Genomic DNA, 17383 nt, shown 5'->3' with positions numbered 1-17383 from the left:
CTTACCCGGCATCGCTCAGGCGGCGCCGGGCAGCCCAGCGCAAGGCTCGCCACAGCACGATGGCGAACAGCACGACACTGGCTGCGGCCAAAAACGCCAGCAGCACCGGGTGCGCGGAAAGGTGGAACCACAGCAGCAGCCACCAGGGCAGCGTGCCCACATAGTAGGGTTTGCCGACGACATGGCTGCTGACGCCGCTGGTGCGAATCAGGGTAACGGCGCCAGCGAAGGCTTCCTGCTTGCCCGAGTCGGTCAGGGCGTCGCGCAACAGGTCGTAATCCGCCGGTGTCGAGGCGAGCAGTGCGACAAGGCTGCGCTGGGCGTGGAACGGAGACTGCTGACCGACGACCGCCGCCAGCGGGCCGTTGGCGCTCATGCCCAGCTTGCCGCCGGCGGATTGCTCGGCCGCACCGTGCTGCAACCAGCTGCGTGGCGATTCGAGCAGGAACGGCAGGGAGGCGTCGTTGACCAGCTCATTGGGCAGAGGGCCCAGCAGCAACAGGTCGGCGTCGGCCTGCGCCGCGGACTTCCAGTTGTCGGTGATGCGCGCGCCGAATGCCGGGTAGCCGGTATGAGAACCGATCAGCGCAAGGGTATCGAGCAGGGTGCCGACCTGCGCCTCGTCGGGCTGGGCCGAGGTCAGCACCAGGGTCTCGGAAAGATCAGCCATCCGGCTGAAGGGGAAGCCGCTGCGCGAGAAGGCCTTCAGGTCGGGCATGGCCATGTAGTGGTGATAGCCCGACAGGTCGATCGTCGATTGCTCGTCGATGGCGGCCTGGATGTTGGTCGGCAGGTAGGTCTGGCAGCGATCGCGCTGGGCATTGCCCAGTTTGCTGGCGAAGTTGAATTCGAAGCGCACTTTGTTGCGCATACCCATCTTCAGCGCAGGCACCAGCAGCTTTTCGCTTTCGGCGGTGGAGTCCGAGGCAAGAACGGTTAGGCGCAGGTTTTCCACGCTGCTGCGGCTGTCGCTGCCCTGCAGGGGGATGCTGCTGATGTACTGGTCGTTGACGCTGATGTTCAGGCGGGACTCGTCCGTCGTCACCGGCGGCGTATAGCGATAGCGCGTCTGCAGCGGGATGCCCTGGTTGCGCCAGACGAACAGGTCCGGCGGCAGGTTGATGTCCAGCGTGATGGGATAAGGCTGAAGGCCGCTGACCTGCAGCTGTTGCGGGTAGTCGATCAGCTCCGAAAGCTGGACTGCGCGGTCGGTGCGAATCCAGTTGGGGGCGTCGTAAGGCTTGCGTGCCGGCGGTTCGACCTGTTCCAGGCGAACCCGATTTCCGCGCAGCTGGCCGCGATCCAGTGCCAGCGCCGTCGCCGCGACCACCAGATCGTCGTCGTTACGGCCGGTAATCAGCAGCAGCTTGCTGTAGCGGTCCTGAGGATGGTCGATCAGTTCGACGGTCGGCCCTTCCGCCGCTGGATGCTCGGCGAGGAACGACGGACGACGGTCGTTGGTGGCGAACACCAGCGCAGGTTGCGGACGCTCCTGCGTCGACGGCAGGGCATCGAACAACACCGGGAAGGTCGCGCTTCGCCAGGCGGCCAGGCTGCCGAAATAGGACGAGAGAATGCCTGCGGCCCGCTGCTCGCCAAGGGTAGGCGTGCCGGTGAAGACGACCGGCAGATTGAGCTGCTGGGTGTCGCGCTCGTCGAAGAAGGGCAGCGGGAACCAGGCCAGGTCGCCGGTGACGTCCAACGCCTGTTCATGCAGGCTGACCCGGCTCTGACGACCCAGGTTCAGCCACAGGCCGCTGTGCGCGGGGTCTTCGCAGACATCGCTGTAGTGGCCGACGAATTCGATTCGCACCCGGTTGAAATCGCCCAGCAGGCGCGGGTCCAGGGCCAGCTCTTGACGAACACGCTGGCCGATCTGCTCCTGGGTGATGGGCAGCGCGCCCATCAGCTCATCGTTCAGGTACACGCGCAGGTGCGACAGCACCGGGATCAGCGCCGGCGATGGCGTGTAGTCCAGGTGCAGGGTGGCGGCGGTGGCGATCCGGTCATGACGCAGGCGGAACTCGACCTGCTCCGCGTTGCGTATGCCAAGCAGCAACTGGTCGCGGGGACGGCCCAGGTCGCTGAAGCTGCGACTGGAGTTCCAGCTCGGCGGCGTGCTGTCGGCGTCGAGGCTCGGCTCAGCGAAGGCGGCAGCGCTGAATGCCCACAGCAAGGCGGTGAGCAGCGTCCGGGAATAGGTTCGGGTGATCATGACGGGGTTACCAGGGATTTAGAGGCTGGAGTACGAGGGCAATAGCTCAGTAGCCAGGCGGCTAACCGAAGAAGCGGGCGAAGGGGTCTGCTCAGGACGCTCGGCAGTTGTTCGTAGAGGCGGTGGTAGCCGCGTCCGCCGATACGCAGCACTTCGATGAAGCTGTGCAGCGGCCGGTCCGTCTCGAAATCCTGATGGCGGTTCAGCCAGACGTCGGCCCGGGCGAAGGTGCACTGGACCAGGTCGATCTGCTGCGCGAGGTCGAGGTTGTCGAGGCGGATACCCAGGCGCTCGCCGATCTGCCGGGAGGCTTGACCAGGAAACATGAACGAGCGATCCCCGCGCTGAAGGATCAGGGAGACCGGCTGATCCATGTCCACCTTCAGCCCCGGCGGGATCTGCAGGCCCGCACCGCCTTCGGCGAAGTCCAGCAGCGTGCAGGGGTAGGCGTGACCGTCGGCGAGCTTGAGCGAGGCCGGCAGCTGGGCCATGACACGGTGGGCGCGACGGATCTGCCGGACTTCGGATGCGACGGCCACCGCGGCGCCGATGATGAGCAGGTTGTAGATGACCCAGGCGGAGCTGACCAGAACCGTGCCGATTTCACTGACCGGACCGGTGAACAGGCGCCAGACAGCGAATCCGAGACCGGCCACGTTCAAGGCCGCCAGAACCAGGTAGGGGCGCGCGATGCGCCAGTCGAACTGATCGTGATCGATCAGCCCGCCTTTGGCCGTGACGTTGAACTTGCCCTTGCCCGGGTTGAACAGCGCCACCGTGGTGGGCCGCGCGATGTACCAGGCCAGTACCGTCTCGTACACCTCGCCCCAGAACGAATGCCGGTACTCGCCCTGCATCCTGGCGTTGGTCAGGCTGGCGTGAATCATGTGCGGCAGCACGTAGAGCACGATCATCAGCGCCGGCGCGTAGATGATGTAGGCGTGCAGCAGGAGAAACGCGAGCGGTGCCGTCAGGTAGATCAGGCGGGGCAGGCCCGCGAGAAAATGCAGCATCGCATTGGCGTAGCAGAGGCGCTGGAAGATCGTCAGGCCCGGACCGAGCAGCGGGTTGTCGGTGCGGAAGATCTGCGCCATGCCGCGTGCCCAGCGTATCCGCTGGCCGATATGCGCCGAAAGGCTCTCGGTGGCCAGGCCCGCCGCCTGCGGCGTGCCCAGGTAGGCGGAATTCCAACCGGCACGATGCAGGCGCAGCGCCGTGTGGGCATCTTCGGTGACGGTTTCCACGGCGAATCCACCGATGCTTTCCACTGCGTCGCGGCGCAGCACGGCGCAGGATCCGCAGAAGAACGAGGCGTTCCACATGTCGTTGCCGTTCTGCACCAGGCCGTAGAACAGCTCGCCTTCGTTGGGCTTGCGGCGGAAGGATCCCAGGTTGCGTTCGAACGGGTCGGGCGAGAAGAAGTGGTGCGGCGTCTGCACCAGCGCCAGTTTCGGGTCGCGCAGGAACCATCCCGTGGTGACTTGGAGAAAGGAACGCACGGGTATGTGGTCGCAGTCGAAGATGGCGATCAGCTCGCTGTGGGTCACGGTCAGCGCATGGTTGAGGTTGCCTGCCTTGGCGTGCTGGTTGTCCGGGCGGACGATGTAGCCCACGCCGACTTCCTCGGCGAACTGCTTGAAACTGTCCCGGCGGCCGTCATCGCAGATGTACACGTGCAGCTTGTCGCGTGGCCAGTCCAGGCCCAGCGCCGCGAGCACCGTGGTGCGCACGACCGAGAGGTCCTCGTTGTAGGTCGGGATGAAAAGGTCGACCGACGGCCAGCTGCTGCTATCTTCCGGCAGTGGCGCAGGCTTGCGATCGAGCGGCCAGCAGGTCTGCACGTAACCGAGGATTAGCACGACCCAGGAGTAGGTTTCCGCCGCGAGCAGGACGATGCCGCAGAAAAGGTCGAAATAGGAATCCCAGTGCAGCGTGGCAGTGTAGCGCCACCACAAATAGCGGCAGGAAATGATCGCCGACAGCACGATTAGCATCAGCACCGCGAAGCGTCCGGGGATGCGCCTGACCAGCAGGGCCAGGCCCCAGAGCAGCAGGACGAAGATGATCTGCGCCGTGTAGCCGAACGGCTCGGTGATGCAGAGGATGCCGAGCAGGATGGCCAGCGCGCCGATGGCGATGCTGAAGGTGTATCGCACGGGTTTCGATAAGGTGGCCAGCCAGCGTTCGACTCGCCCGACGCGGGCCTCGGCGCTGCGTAAGCCGGGCAGTCCGGACACGTGCTGTTGCTTCATGCGCGGCGGCCTGGGCAGCTTTTGCGCGACGCTGCGCAGTCGCTGTGATGCCGAGCGCAGCCTGCTGCTCAGCGAGCGTGCCGGCGTCGCCCTGGGAGCGCGGGCGACGAGCAGCCAGATGCTCTGGATGACGATCCGCAGCGGGTCGCCGGCGCTGGGGCGCTTGCCCGATATGTGCGGATATAGCCTGCGGCGTTCGGCCATCACCCACTGCCAGCCAGGGGCATCCAGGCGCAGCAGCAACCAGGCCGCCATGTAGGCGACCAGCCAGCTCAGCGCGGCGAGAGGGCCCGCGCCACGCTGATAGCGCAGGTACTGGTAGTAGCTCAGCGGATTGGGCATGTCAGCACGTCGCTCGCTGGGCCAGACACCAGATCGCCAGGCTCCGCAGGTCGCTGGCCGCCTGGCTCCGCGGTGCGTAATGGCCGATCGGCAGCTTGTGCGCCAACGCCTCCGGCAATGCTTCGTCCTCATGGATCAGCTGCGGCTGACGGTTGCTCGTCGGCTGGCTGCGCCAGAGCATCAGCAGGTCGCGTTGCAGCTGGCTTGCCGGGTTGAAGCGGTTGACCAACAGCAGATCGGCGTCGGGCCGCGGCCGCTGCTGCAGCAGCACGTGGCAACCCGGGTCCGGTGTGGCCAGGTCGATCAGCACATCGGCCCGCTGCGCTTGCGACACGGCGAAGCGATGGCCGGGCAGACGCTGCGGCAGATCGAACAGCACCCAGTCGTAGGCGTGTGCAATCAGGTCACAGCGCTGCGCCCAGCAGCTCGAATCCGCACAGAGCTGGCCTTCGACGTGGGATATCTCCGTGGCGCGCAACTGGCCGTACGGCAGCAGGTGCAGGCCCGGCAGCAACTCCAGGGCGGTCTCGTACCAGGGCGTGGCATCCAGCTGCGCGCGTGCCCAGCCGGATGCATGGGCGACGTCGACGTTGAAATGCAGGCGCAGCATGTTGTCCGGGCTGAGGTCGACCAGCAGGACCCGCTCGCCCTGGTCATGCAGGGCGAGGCCGAGCCCGGCCAAGAGCGAGGTGGCGCCGATTCCGCCGCGCATGCCGCGCAGCACGAGCTGCTTCATGCCGGACGCCGACTGACGCCGGCCGCGCTGGCGTTCTCGAGCGAGACGCTCTCAAGCGCGCTATTCAGGTGGCTGATGACAGACAGCTCGCTCAGCAGCGGCCAGCGCTGCACGGCCTTGTCCAGCTCCAGCGCCGCGGAGATGTCCTGATAGCCGAGTTTCGGCATGCCCAGGTGGCGTTTCAGGTTGTCGACATCGTCCTGCTGCGACGCCAGGGCCAGCGTTTCCATATGCGTGCTACTCGAACCGATTGGGGTAAGGCAGCCAGATGGTCTGGCCGCTGAGACGTACGTAAGGTTTTCCCGCGCGCTCGATCACCTGCGCGCCAGCGGTTTCGGAGACCAGCTCGGTCTGCGGCAGGTCGGCGATCAGTGCGTTCAGGTCCGGTGTGCTGGCCTGTTGGCGGGCGGCGTAGAGCCGGGAAACCAGCTCGGAAAGCGCGAGGAAACTCGTTGGTTGCTGGATATGCACGGGCTGCGCCTCGCGGGGCGCGCCCATCCCGATCAGCTTCAGCCCGACGGGCACCTGGGTGATGGAGGGACGTGGTATCTCGCGCATGCCGGCGATCTGCATGCGGTCGCCGTGCAGGGCGGCGCCGTGCTCGGGCACCAGCAGCAAGGCAACCGGCCGACCGCTGCGCTCCAGTTCGTCGATGAAGCGGTTGAGGTCATCCAGCAGCCGCTGTGCCCGTGGCCGGTACTCCGCCGATTGGGCATTGCCCTCCGCGCCGACGATGCGGTTACCGTCGTGCAGGCTGATGCTGTTGTAGAAGAGGCTGACCTGGGGCTGCGGCAATGCCTGACGACGCTCCCACCAGCCGTTGAGTACGTCGAAATCCCTGGCGATCGGCGAGCCGTCGAAGCCTGCCAGCGCGCGCGAGAAGTTCTGGCTCGTCAGCGTTGGCTGGGGCATGCCCTGGGCTTCGATTTCCCCGGCGAAGCCGTCGAACTTGCCGTTGTGGTTCATCAGTGTTGCGGCCTGGAAGCCTAGATTGGCCAGGTTCTGGAACAGCAGGCATTGCTCCGGCGCCGGCTCGTACAGCGCCTGATGGCGGGGCTGGCCGCAGCTGGCGCGCAGCAAGCGGATTGCCGCCGGGCCGCTATAGGAGGTGGCGGAGTTGAAGCGATCGAAGATGACGTCCATGCGCTTGAGCAGCGCGTTGTCGCGTAGTTCGACCGCGTCCAGGTCGTCCCAGGCCAGCGAGCAGACATTGATGAACAGCACGTCGAACGCCGCGGTTTGTTCGCTGCGCAGGGGGAACTGCGTCCGGCGCGTGGCCTCGGTGCGGAAGAAGCTGTCCAGCCAGGTGTCCAGGTCGACGTTGTCCTGAACCGGCCGCACCGGGCTGCCGGTTGCTGGCGCCACGGCGCTGGCGGCGTCTGCATTGGGCGGTGCGAACAGCAGCGGTGTGCTGGCCAGATTCAACCAGATCAGGCCGCCCAGGCAGACCGTGGACAGGCGAATCCAGCTCGCTGCATAGCTGTAGCCAATCACCAGCAGCGCGCACAGGCCGAGCACGGTCCAGTCGACGAAGCGCCCGGCGAGATCCAGCAGATAGGCCGGGGTGAAATCCAGCACACCGGGCTGTGCCAGCAGCCGCTCGAAGGGCGGGAGCCAGGTGTCGTGATAGAGCAGCGCAACCCCCAGGGGGATCGCGATCAGCTGGCGCACGATGCGCCACGGAGCACCCGCAAGGGGCACGACGAGAAACGCGGCGAAAACCAGATTCGGCAGCGGCTGCAAGTTCAGCAGGCCAAGGCCCAGCAGCAGGAACTTGAGCAGGAAGTACAGATTCCACACGCCCAGTCCCGGCCAGCAGGCGGCCGTGGGTGCGGATAGGCTGAGTCGCTCCGGCGCATTCATGGCTTGTCTCCCGACCCCATGGCGCGACGACGCACTGCGGTTCTTTTCAGGTAGCGGGGCGGAAGCATCCGGTCGAGTGCGCGCAGGGCCGGACGGCTGTACCGGGTCAGCAGCCAGCCGATACCGATGCCGATCATCAGGAACAGGCTGGCGACCTCGAGAAGCTGCTCCAGCGTCATGGTCGAGCCACCAGTGCAAGGGTCAGGGGGCGCGGTTGCAGCCGGCGGCCCGGCGCAGGTTCGTTGTTCGCCGCCTCATGGCCGGGCGACCACAGGGCCTGTTCCTGGAAGCTGGGGCCGGACAGGGCGTCGAGCTCGGTCAGCTGTTCGAGGCCGAGAAACAGCTCCTGCCAGGCGACGCCGAAGATGTTGTCCAGTGCCGCTTCGAGCGATTCCGCACGGCAGGCGAAGAGAAACAGCAACAGGGCTTTGTCGGCGATGCAGGCGATGTCGCCGTTGCGCCGCAGATGGGTCTGACTGAGCACCTGCTCCAGGCTCAGGCCGGGCACGGGCTGCAGGCGCACCAGCTGGTGAACGATCTCGCCCGTTGCGCTGCCGGCCCACATTTCCCGAACGGCTTCGGCGAAGGCGCGCGGGCTCTGCTGGCCACGCAGGGGGAGCGGTTTGAGCTTGTCCAGGCTGCTGTCGATGTCGCTCAGCTGGCGCTGCCAGATGTGCCCCTGCACGCTCTCGATCATGGTCAAAAAACGGGGCAACAGGGTGCCGAAAGGCACGACCAGCGTGGCACCGCCGGCGAGCAGTAACTGCTCGTCGCGATAGCGCAGACAGGGCGCCATTTCGCGGATGATCAGTTTCAGCTGATTGCCGCAGACGCGGCGCAGGCGGTTGATCCGGTGGGCCAGTTCTTCGACCTGTTCGTTATCGGTGATGGCGAACAGGATGCTGGCAGCCCTGGCGCTTTCGGCATGCTGTACAAGGGCTGCGCTGTTCTCGAACAGCCGCCACTGCGTGGAAAGGTTGTGCGCTCCTTCCAGCACGCTGCGCTCCGCGTAGAAGCGCCCCTGGTCCGGATGCTCGAGCAGCTCGCCGAGCTCCCCGGAGGCGCTCAGTTGGAAACCGTCGTCCCGGTGGCGGAGGGCAAGCTGGCGCGCGCTGGTCATCCCACGTTCGCTCTGCCAGTGGTGCACGTACAGGCGAGTGCCGGAGGGGGTCTGGCTCAGCGAGGCGATGCCGGCCAGACAATGGCTGAGCGTGTGCAACGGCTCGCTCAGCGCGTCGCTGAGGCCGTCGCTGATGATCAGCAGCGTCGCGCGACGCTCGAGCAACCAGGCGCCGACTCGCGCCAGCCAGGCTGCGAGTCTCGGCTGCGCAAGACGCTCCCAGGTCTGGGTGGGAAGATTGAGCAGGATCAGCCGGCCGCGCATGTTGCCTGCGCGATCCAGCTCGGACTCCAGGCGTTTCAGCATTGCGGCGAAGTGCCCGGGTGCCAGGGTCAGGACCAGCAGCTCGGCAGGACCTGCGTCAGCCGGTAGCTCGGTCAGCACTCGCCGCTGGCGGGTGTCGTCCGATATCATCGCTGCCCGCCGGCTGGCTTCCATGTTCCCCACGACCTGACGGGTCAGTAGCGCTGCATCGCTGGCTTTTTCCGCCATGATCCAGTGCAGGCGTCCGTCATTGAGCGCGAGAAACGGCCATTCGATCCCGTCCAGTCCGGGCGAGTCCGGGATCTGTTGGTTTTGGAAGAGAAGCAAGAAGTCACCTGTGGCGGTTTCTGGCGCGATCAGTAGCGTCCGGGAGCAGCGTGTCGGCCAGGTGCTGACGCGCTTTAAACAGCCATCTAACTGTCCGTCGGAAACTGAATCGTCCTTAATTGATATCAATATGATATCAAGGGCCTTTGGGATTCGACAGAAGGTGTCGATGGCCGGTCACGAGCCGGATCAGCACCCCGAACGAGCGGATGGAAAGATGACAATCGAAACGACCAATGACGCGTCTGCCCTCAAGAGCAAATCAGGTCTCGGGCGCGTCGCCAAGGCGGCCGGCTATTCGCTTGCTGGCCTCGCCGCGGCCTGGCGGCATGAGGCGGCTTTTCGTCAGCTGAGCCTTCTTGCCTGCGTGCTTATCCCCGTCGCTTTCATGGTTGGCGGCACGCCGGTGGAGCGCGCCCTGCTGGTCCTTCCTGTGCTGATGTCGCTCGCGATCGAACTGGTGAATTCGGCCATCGAAGCGGTGGTCGATCGGGTTTCGCTGGAAATCCATCCGTTGTCGAAGCGCGCGAAGGATCTGGGCAGTGCCGCTCAGTTGGCCGGGCTGGTTTCCATCGCCGTCGTCTGGCTTGCGGTTCTGCTCTGAAGTGTGTGCGGCGCGCGGGCAGGACGGCCGCGCGAAAAATCTGCTAACAATGGCTGTCAGTAGGGCCGAATCACACTGCGCAATAATGCGCCGTCAATAAATCCGGGAGTTCCCATGAGCAGCACTGCGTCCGCCAACGAAGGTGAAAAGATCCTCATCGTCGATGATGACGCCCGTCTGCGACGCCTGCTCGAGCGCTTTCTCGACGAGCAGGGCTACCGCGTGCGGACCGTGGAGAACACCGAGCAGATGGACCGCCTGCTCAGCCGCGAGCTGTTCCAGCTGGTGGTGCTCGATCTGATGATGCCCGGCGAGGATGGTCTGTCGGCCTGCCAGCGCCTGCGCGAGAGCAACAACCAGATTCCGATCATCATGCTCACCGCCAAGGGCGACGAGGCCAGCCGCATCCAGGGTCTGGAGCAGGGCGCCGACGATTACCTGGCCAAGCCGTTCAATCCGCGCGAGCTGCTGGCGCGCATCCGCGCCGTGCTGCGCCGGCAGACGCCGCAGGTGCCGGGCGCGCCGGGCAGCGAGGAGGAGATCGTCACCTTCGGCGATTACCAGCTGTCGCTGGCGACCCGCGAGCTGACGCGCGGCGATCAGGTGCACATGCTCACCACCGGCGAGTTCGCCGTGCTCAAGGCGCTGGTGCAGCACGCCCGCGAGCCGCTGACACGCGACAAGCTGATGAACCTCGCCCGTGGTCGCGAGTGGGACGCGCTGGAGCGATCCATCGACGTGCAGATCTCGCGCCTGCGTCGGCTGATCGAACCCGATCCGTCCAAGCCGCGCTACATTCAGACCGTGTGGGGCGTGGGCTACGTGTTCGTGCCGGACGGCAACAAGTGACATTCGCGCTTCACGCAGGCGGCAGGCGGCAGGTGACGCGGGCGGCCTGCGCGTCCACTGGCAGCGCGCGGCGCGAGGCTCGTCGCGGGTGAAAGCGCCGCTGTGGTTCCCGCAAAGCTTCTTCGCCCGCACCCTGTGGATGGTGCTGGTGGTGGTGCTGTTCTCCAAGGTGCTGACGCTGTTCTACCTGATGGCCAACGAGGACGTGCTGGTGGACCGCCAGTACAGCCACGGCGCGGCGCTGACGCTGCGAGCCTACTGGGCGGCGGACGCTGCCGACCGCGCACGCATCGGTCGCGCCGCCGGTCTGCAGACGGTGCCGGAGCTGCAGGTACCGCGCGGCGAATACCACTGGCCCTACACCGACATCTTCCAGCGGCAGATGCGCGCCGAGCTGGGCGCCGAGACCGAGGTACGGGTGCGTATCCAGCCGTCCACCGCGATCTGGGTGCGCGCGCCGGAGCTCGGCGCGGACTGGGTGCGGGTGCCGCTGTATGCCTATCCGCTACGCGGCCAGCGCATCTGGAGCGTGCTCGGCTGGTTCCTCGGCATCGGTTTGCTGTCGACGGCGGCGGCGTGGATCTTCGTCAACCAGCTCAACCTGCCGCTCAAGCGGCTGGTCTACGCCGCGCGGCAGATCGGCAAGGGTCGCAGCGTGCGCCTGCCGATCGGCGATACGCCGAGCGAGATGACCGAGGTGTATCGCGCGTTCAACCAGATGGCCGAGGACGTCGAGCAGGCCGGGCGCGAGCGCGAGCTGATGCTCGCCGGGGTGTCGCATGATCTGCGAACGCCGCTGACGCGCCTGCGCCTGTCGCTGGAGCTGATGGCTGGCGACGACGAGCTGACCGAGGACATGATCCGTGACGTCGAGGACATGGACGCGATTCTCGACCAGTTCCTCGCCTTCGTCCGTGACGGCAGCGACGAGCCGGTGGAGAAGCTCGACCTGGGCGAGCTGATCCGCGAGGTAGTAGCGCCATACAACCAGCATGAGGAGTCGGTGCGCCTGTGCGTCGAGCCGATGCCGGAACTGGCGCTGCGCCGCGTGTCGATCAAGCGCCTGCTGGTCAACCTGATCGAGAACGCCCGGCGCTACGGCGGCGAAGGCGTGGAGGTCGCCGCCTCGGTAACCGGTGACAGCAATGCGCCATACGTGGTGCTCAGTGTGCTCGACCGCGGCCCGGGCATCGCGCCCAGCGAGCTGGAAGGTATCTTCAACCCGTTCATCCGCGGCGACCGCGCGCGCGGTGGCAAGGGCTCCGGCCTGGGGTTGGCGATCGTCAAGCGCATCGCCAACCAGCACGGCGGCATCGTCGAGCTGCGCAACCGCGAGGGTGGCGGCCTGGAGGCGCGGGTCAGCCTGCCGCTGGGGCTGCTGCTGCCGAGGGACGCGATAAAAACCTGATGTCGAGTGCGCCGCCGGCTGTCAGCGCGCGGCTTTCAGCCCTTGCCCTTGGTGCGGGTCAGGTGCGGGCCGCCGTTCTTTTCCAGGTACTCGATGATCAGCCCGGCAACGTCCTTGCCGGTGGTTTCCTCGATGCCGGCCAGGCCCGGCGAAGAGTTGACCTCCATCACCAGCGGGCCGTGGTTGGAGCGCAGGATGTCGACGCCGGCCACGTTCAGGCCCATCACCTTGGCGGCGCGGATCGCGGTCATGCGTTCTTCCGGGGTGATCTTGATCAGGCTGGCGGTACCGCCACGATGCAGGTTGGAGCGGAATTCGCCGGGCTTGGCCTGGCGCTTCATCGAGGCGATCACCTTGTCGCCGACGACGAAGCAGCGGATGTCCGCGCCGCCGGCCTCCTTGATGTACTCCTGCACCATGATGTCCTGCTTGAGGCCCATGAACGCCTCGATCACCGATTCGGCGGCCTTCTCGGTCTCGCACAGCACCACGCCGATGCCCTGGGTGCCCTCGAGCACTTTGATCACCAGCGGCGCGCCGTTGACCATCTGGATCAGGTCGGGGATGTCGTCGGGCGAGTGGGCGAAGCCGGTCACCGGCAGGCCGACGCCGCGCCGCGACAGCAGCTGCAGCGCGCGCAGCTTGTCGCGCGAGCGGGCGATGGCCACCGATTCGTTGAGCGGAAACACGCCCTGCATCTCGAACTGGCGCAGCACCGCGCAGCCGTAGAAGGTCACCGAGGCACCGATGCGCGGGATCACCGCGTCGAATCCCTCCAGCGGCTTGCCGCGGTAATGAATCTGCGGTTTGTGGCTGGCGATGTTCATGTAGGCGCGCAGGGTGTCGATCACCACCACCTCATGGCCACGCTGCTGGCCGGCTTCGACCAGGCGATGAGTGGAATACAGGCGCGGATTGCGCGACAGCACGGCGATTTTCATTGGGCACCGGGGGAAGTGAGAACCTGGGGTTTGTCCTGGATGTAAGAGCGCGACGGATCGATCAGCCACTGCCCGTCGACCAGCGCCTTGGAGCCGAGCAGCAGGCGGTAGCGCATGGTCTTGCGGCAGGTCAGGGTGAATTCGACCGGCCAGACATGGTCGCCGAGCGCCAGCAGGGTGCGCACCACGTAACGCGTCTGCGCCTGGCCGTTGGAGCTCTTGATCGTCTTGTGCGCCACCAGCGGCGCCTCGCAGCGATGGCGGCGCTGGACCAGCGTGCCCAGATGCGCGGTGAAACGCACCCAGGGCCGGCCGTCACGCTCGAATTCGCTGATCTCGGTGGCGTGCAGCGCCGAGGTGCTGGCGCCGGTATCGATCTTCGCGCGCAGGCCGACCACGCCCAGTTCGGGCAGGGCGACCCATTCGCGCAGGCCGATCAGCGTGTGGGGATCGAGACAGTCCAAGCGTGGCATCCGTGAGATTTGCGGGCATTCTAGTCGTGGTGCATGACAACTGCACACGGCTGAGACCACAAGGCGAAACGCAGGTTGAACATGAGCGAAAAAGACGACGACAAGGTGCGCCTGGACAAGTGGCTGTGGGCCGCGCGCTTCTTCAAGACCCGCGCGCTGGCCAAGGAAGCCATCGAGGGCGGCAAGGTGCACTGTCGCGGCGAGCGCTGCAAGCCGGGCAAGGAGCCGCGGGTCGGCGACGAGCTGGTGATCCGCATCGGCTTCGACGAGCGCACGGTGATCATTCGCGAGCTGTCGGCGGTGCGCCGTGGCGCGCCCCAGGCCCAGCTGCTCTACGAGGAAACCGCCGACAGCCTGGCGCGCCGCGAAGAAGCGGCGGCGCAGCGCAAGGCCGGCGCGCTCGGCGTGCAGACCGACGGCCGGCCGAGCAAGAAGCAGCGCCGGCAGATCGAGCTGCTGCGCGCGTTCAAGGGCTGAACGGCAAGGGAACGGCGAGCTGCGCGGCCGGTCCACACCGAATCGACGGCGGGTGCCTCGGGGTGCCGGGGCTTCGTGTAAAATGCACGACTTTTTCCGCGGCCACCTTGCGAGCATCCGGCATGTCCGACCAGACCCAACGCTTTCTCTTCGACGACAACGACGTGCGCGGCGAAACCGCCACGCTCGCCGAAAGCTACCAGCACGTGCTGGCTAAGCACGCCTACCCTGAGCCGGTCGCCCAGCTGCTCGGCGAGCTGCTGGCTGCCGCGGCGCTGCTGGTCGGCACGCTGAAGTTCGACGGCCTGCTGTCGCTGCAGGCGCGCTCCGAAGGGCCGGTGCCGCTGCTGATGGTCGAATGCTCCAGCGACCGCGAGGTGCGCGGTATCGCCCGTTACCATGCCGAGCAGATCGCGCCGGACGCAACCCTGCGCGAGCTGATGCCCGAAGGCATGTTGGCGATCACCGTCGATCCGGCCAAGGGCCAGCGCTACCAGGGCATCGTCGGCTTGGAAGGCGTCGACCTGGCCGCATGCCTGTCGGAATACTTCGCCGCCTCCGAGCAGCTGCCGACCCGTTTCTGGCTCGCCGCCGACAGCCGCCGCGCCTGCGGCCTGCTGCTGCAGCAGTTGCCGGCCGACCGCATCCACGATCCGGAAGAGCGCGAAGCCAGCTGGCAGCACCTGCGCACCCTGGCCGATACGCTCAGCGCCGAGGAACTGCTGGGGCTGGATACCGAGACGGTGCTGCATCGGCTCTACCACGAGGAACCGCTGCGGCTGTTCGAGGCGCAGCCGATCCGCTTCCGCTGCAGTTGCTCGCGCGAGCGCTCGGCCAATGCGCTGGTCAGCCTCGGCCAGCACGATGCCGAACAGCTGCTGCAGGAGCAGGGCGGCACCATCACCGTGGATTGCCAGTTCTGCAACGAACGGTACGTCTTCGATGCCGCCGACATCGGCCAGCTGTTCGCCGGTGGTGGCACCCAGCCGGCCTCGGATACCCGTCACTGATGGCGCGATGCCACAGTGAACCTTTTGGCCATCACGGGCTCATACCCAGCGCGCCGTGTTTTCTGGCATAATCGCGCGCACTTTTTTCGATGTAGTTCACCGTTTGGTGCACTACAACAGCATGGAGGAATCGGCCCAGGGCCGACGGGGACACTCATGACGCAAGCGACCAACGCCGTGTACACCGACATCAGCATCGCGCAATTGATTGAAGAAGCCGTTAAGCGCGGTGAGGGTGAGCTGGCTGCCAATGGCTCTCTGGTGGTTAAGACCGGGCACCGCACAGGTCGTTCTCCGGCTGACCGCTTCATCGTCGAGGAGCCGAGCACCCAGCACCACATCGCCTGGGGGCCGATCAACCGCCCGTTCCCGGCCGGCAAGTTCGAGGCGCTGTGGAACCGCGTCGAAGCCTACCTCGGCGAGCGTGACAGCTTCGTTTCCCACGTGCATGTCGGTGCCGATCCCGAGCACTACCTGCCGGTGAAGATGAGCACCGAAACCGCCTGGCACAACCTGTTCGGCCGTTGCCTGTTCATCGAACCGAGCGCTTTCAACCCGGCTGGCAAGAGCGAGTGGCGCATTCTCAACGCACCGTTCTTCCAGTGCGAGCCGGAGCGCGACGGTACCCATTCCGATGGCTGCGTGATCATCAACTTCGCCGAGAAGAAGGTACTGATCGCCGGCATGCAGTACGCCGGTGAAATGAAGAAAGCCATGTTCTCCGTGCAGAACTACCTGCTGCCGGACGTCGACGTGCTACCGATGCACTGCGCTGCCAACATCGGCGAAGACGGCGACACTACCCTGTTCTTCGGCCTGTCCGGCACCGGCAAGACCACCCTGTCGGCCGACGAATCGCGTTACCTGATCGGTGACGACGAGCACGGCTGGGGCGTGGGTCGCGTGTTCAACATCGAAGGCGGCTGCTATGCCAAGTGCATCGACCTGTCCGAGAAGAACGAGCCGGTGATCTGGAAGGCCATCAAGTTCGGCGCCGTGCTGGAGAACGTCGTGCTCAACGAGCAGACCCGCCTGCCCGACTACGCCGATGCCAGCCTGACGCAGAACAGCCGCGCCGCTTACCCGCTGGAGCACGTCGAGAAGCGTTCCGAGAAGAACCTCGGCGGCGAGCCGAAAGCGGTGATCTTCCTGACCTGCGACCTGACCGGCGTATTGCCGCCAGTGTCGATCCTCAACAACGAGCAGGCGGCCTACCACTTCCTGTCCGGCTACACCGCGCTGGTCGGCTCCACCGAAATGGGTTCGGGCAGCGGCATCAAGTCGACCTTCTCCACCTGCTTCGGCGCTCCGTTCTTCCCGCGTCCGGCCGGCGAATACGCTGAGCTGCTGATCAAGCGCATCAACGCGTTCGGCTCCAAGGTCTACCTGGTCAACACCGGCTGGACCGGCGGTGGCTACGGCGTCGGCAAGCGCTTCAACATCCCGACCACCCGTGCGGTGATCGCGGCGATCCAGAGCGGCGCGCTGGTCGGTGCCGAAACCGAGCACCTGCCGATCATCAACCTGGACGTGCCGAAGGCCGTCGCGGGCGTCGAAACTCAGCTGCTCAACCCGCGCAACACCTGGGCCGACCCGAGCGCCTACGATCTGGCGGCCAAGGAGCTGGCCGGCAAGTTCGTCGAGAACTTCAAGAAGTTCGACGTCTCCGACGCCATCAAGAACGCTGGCCCGCAGCTCTAAGCTGCGATCTGCCGTACCAGAAAGCCGCCTGCGGGCGGCTTTTTCGTGAGCGTTCGTTGTGAAAAATATCGTTTTGTTCGATCGGTTTGATCGGAAAGTACCGGTGGTTTCGATCATTCTGCACCGCTAGCATGGCGGCCATTCTTGACTTGGGAGAGGCCCATGACCATCGAAGAAGCCATCCAGAGCCGCCGTGCGATCAAAGCCTACGATCCTGACTTCCAGCTCAGCCGCGAGGAGAAAGACGAGCTGCTGCGCCTGGCGCTGCACGCGCCCTCGGCGTTCAACCTGCAGCACGTGCGACTGGTCGAAGTCAGCGATCCGGCGCTGCGCGCGCAGATCCGCGAAGTGGGCTGGAACCAGGCGCAGATGACCGATGCCTCGATGCTGGTGGTGGTCTGCGCCAAGCTCGACCGCTGGGAAGCGGATGTGCGCCGGGTCTGGGAGGGTGCGCCGGAGCAAGTGCAGGACTATATGGCGGGGGCCATCGACAACTATTACCGCGGCAAGCCGCAGGTGCAGCGCGACGAAACCATGCGCAGTTGCGGCCTGCTGGCGCAGACCCTGATGCTGGCGGCGCGTGGCAAGGGACTGGATTCCTGCCCGATGGACGGCTTCGATTTCGATGCCGTGGCGCGGTTGATCAACCTGCCGCCCAACCATGTGATCGGCCTGATGGTCGCGGTGGGCAAGCGTACGGTCGAACCCAAGCCACGTGTTGGCAAGTTGCCGTTCGACGAGCTGGTGGTGCGCGACCGCTTCTGAGCGGCCGGAAAGTAAAAAAGGGCGTGCCTTGGCACG

16 protein-coding genes are annotated in these 17383 nt (G+C 65.8%); 7 read left to right on the top strand and 9 right to left on the bottom strand.

Features of this window, described 5'->3' with window-relative positions:
* Nucleotide 1: 1 nt before the first annotated feature.
* From bcsB to bcsE, 7 genes are read right to left on the bottom strand one after another with little or no spacing between them, the layout of a single operon-like run.
* Nucleotides 2–2215: a cellulose biosynthesis cyclic di-GMP-binding regulatory protein BcsB gene (bcsB, locus tag U8L64_RS17880; RefSeq protein ID WP_333398412.1), complete on the bottom strand. Its 2214-nt coding sequence runs from the start codon at nt 2213–2215 to the stop codon at nt 2–4.
* Nucleotides 2212–4809: a UDP-forming cellulose synthase catalytic subunit gene (bcsA, locus tag U8L64_RS17875; RefSeq protein ID WP_333398411.1), complete on the bottom strand. Its 2598-nt coding sequence runs from the start codon at nt 4807–4809 to the stop codon at nt 2212–2214. The genes bcsB and bcsA overlap by 4 nt, the downstream gene beginning before the upstream one ends.
* 1 nt (nt 4810) lies before the next feature.
* Nucleotides 4811–5545, bottom strand: coding sequence for a cellulose biosynthesis protein BcsQ (gene bcsQ, locus U8L64_RS17870; RefSeq protein WP_333398410.1), 735 nt, complete (start codon nt 5543–5545; stop codon nt 4811–4813).
* Nucleotides 5542–5775: a cellulose biosynthesis protein BcsR gene (bcsR, locus tag U8L64_RS17865; protein ID WP_167134215.1), complete on the bottom strand. Its 234-nt coding sequence runs from the start codon at nt 5773–5775 to the stop codon at nt 5542–5544. Before bcsR ends, bcsQ begins: the two co-directional genes overlap by 4 nt.
* Before the next feature lie 7 nt (nt 5776–5782).
* Nucleotides 5783–7408: a cellulose biosynthesis protein BcsG gene (bcsG, locus tag U8L64_RS17860; RefSeq protein WP_333398409.1), complete on the bottom strand. Its 1626-nt coding sequence runs from the start codon at nt 7406–7408 to the stop codon at nt 5783–5785.
* Nucleotides 7405–7587 carry a cellulose biosynthesis protein BcsF gene (gene bcsF / locus U8L64_RS17855; protein ID WP_333398408.1) on the bottom strand — a complete coding sequence of 61 codons (183 nt, stop codon included), beginning with the start codon at nt 7585–7587 and terminating at the stop codon, nt 7405–7407. Before bcsF ends, bcsG begins: the two co-directional genes overlap by 4 nt.
* Entirely contained in the window at nt 7584–9119 is a 1536-nt protein-coding gene (bcsE, locus tag U8L64_RS17850; protein ID WP_333398407.1) for a cellulose biosynthesis protein BcsE, read from the bottom strand. Before bcsE ends, bcsF begins: the two co-directional genes overlap by 4 nt.
* A 217-nt stretch (nt 9120–9336) precedes the next feature.
* On the opposite strand from bcsE, the gene U8L64_RS17845 reads away from it, so the two are divergent.
* From U8L64_RS17845 to U8L64_RS17835, 3 genes are all read left to right on the top strand, one after another.
* Nucleotides 9337–9723, top strand: coding sequence for a diacylglycerol kinase (locus U8L64_RS17845; RefSeq protein WP_333398638.1), 387 nt, complete (start codon nt 9337–9339; stop codon nt 9721–9723).
* 114 nt (nt 9724–9837) lie between these two features.
* A complete protein-coding gene (gene ompR / locus U8L64_RS17840; protein ID WP_043295331.1) occupies nt 9838–10572 on the top strand; it encodes an osmolarity response regulator transcription factor OmpR in 735 nt (244 codons plus the stop codon).
* An 88-nt stretch (nt 10573–10660) separates the two neighbouring features.
* Nucleotides 10661–11980: an ATP-binding protein gene (locus U8L64_RS17835; protein WP_054093975.1), complete on the top strand. Its 1320-nt coding sequence runs from the start codon at nt 10661–10663 to the stop codon at nt 11978–11980.
* A gap of 35 nt (nt 11981–12015) precedes the next feature.
* On the opposite strand, the gene rimK is transcribed toward U8L64_RS17835, so the two are convergent.
* Nucleotides 12016–12921 carry a 30S ribosomal protein S6--L-glutamate ligase gene (gene rimK / locus U8L64_RS17830; RefSeq protein WP_008569430.1) on the bottom strand — a complete coding sequence of 302 codons (906 nt, stop codon included), beginning with the start codon at nt 12919–12921 and terminating at the stop codon, nt 12016–12018.
* Nucleotides 12918–13385: a retropepsin-like aspartic endopeptidase RimB gene (gene rimB, locus U8L64_RS17825; protein WP_043295333.1), complete on the bottom strand. Its 468-nt coding sequence runs from the start codon at nt 13383–13385 to the stop codon at nt 12918–12920. The genes rimK and rimB overlap by 4 nt, the downstream gene beginning before the upstream one ends.
* A 90-nt stretch (nt 13386–13475) precedes the next feature.
* Here rimB and U8L64_RS17820 point away from each other — a divergent pair, with 90 nt between their 5' ends.
* The 4 genes from U8L64_RS17820 to U8L64_RS17805 all read left to right on the top strand — a co-directional run bounded on the left by U8L64_RS17820 (nt 13476) and on the right by U8L64_RS17805 (nt 17347).
* Nucleotides 13476–13871: an RNA-binding S4 domain-containing protein gene (locus U8L64_RS17820; protein WP_008569433.1), complete on the top strand. Its 396-nt coding sequence runs from the start codon at nt 13476–13478 to the stop codon at nt 13869–13871.
* A gap of 122 nt (nt 13872–13993) precedes the next feature.
* Nucleotides 13994–14881 (top strand): Hsp33 family molecular chaperone HslO, encoded by an 888-nt coding sequence (hslO, locus tag U8L64_RS17815; RefSeq protein ID WP_043295335.1) that lies wholly within the window; start codon nt 13994–13996, stop codon nt 14879–14881.
* Between the two features lie 156 nt (nt 14882–15037).
* Complete coding sequence (locus U8L64_RS17810) at nt 15038–16582, top strand: phosphoenolpyruvate carboxykinase (RefSeq protein WP_077682247.1); 1545 nt, start codon at nt 15038–15040, stop codon at nt 16580–16582.
* A gap of 162 nt (nt 16583–16744) precedes the next feature.
* The gene (locus tag U8L64_RS17805; protein ID WP_333398406.1) at nt 16745–17347 is read left to right on the top strand and encodes a nitroreductase family protein; all 603 of its coding nucleotides are present in this window, start codon (nt 16745–16747) and stop codon (nt 17345–17347) included.
* The last annotated feature ends 36 nt before the right edge of the window (nt 17348–17383 follow it).

The organism is Pseudomonas sp. FIP_A4 (assembly GCF_036701605.1).
In the GTDB taxonomy this organism is placed as follows: domain Bacteria; phylum Pseudomonadota; class Gammaproteobacteria; order Pseudomonadales; family Pseudomonadaceae; genus Stutzerimonas; species Stutzerimonas phenolilytica.
This window is presented reverse-complemented; position numbering and strand designations above follow the sequence as displayed.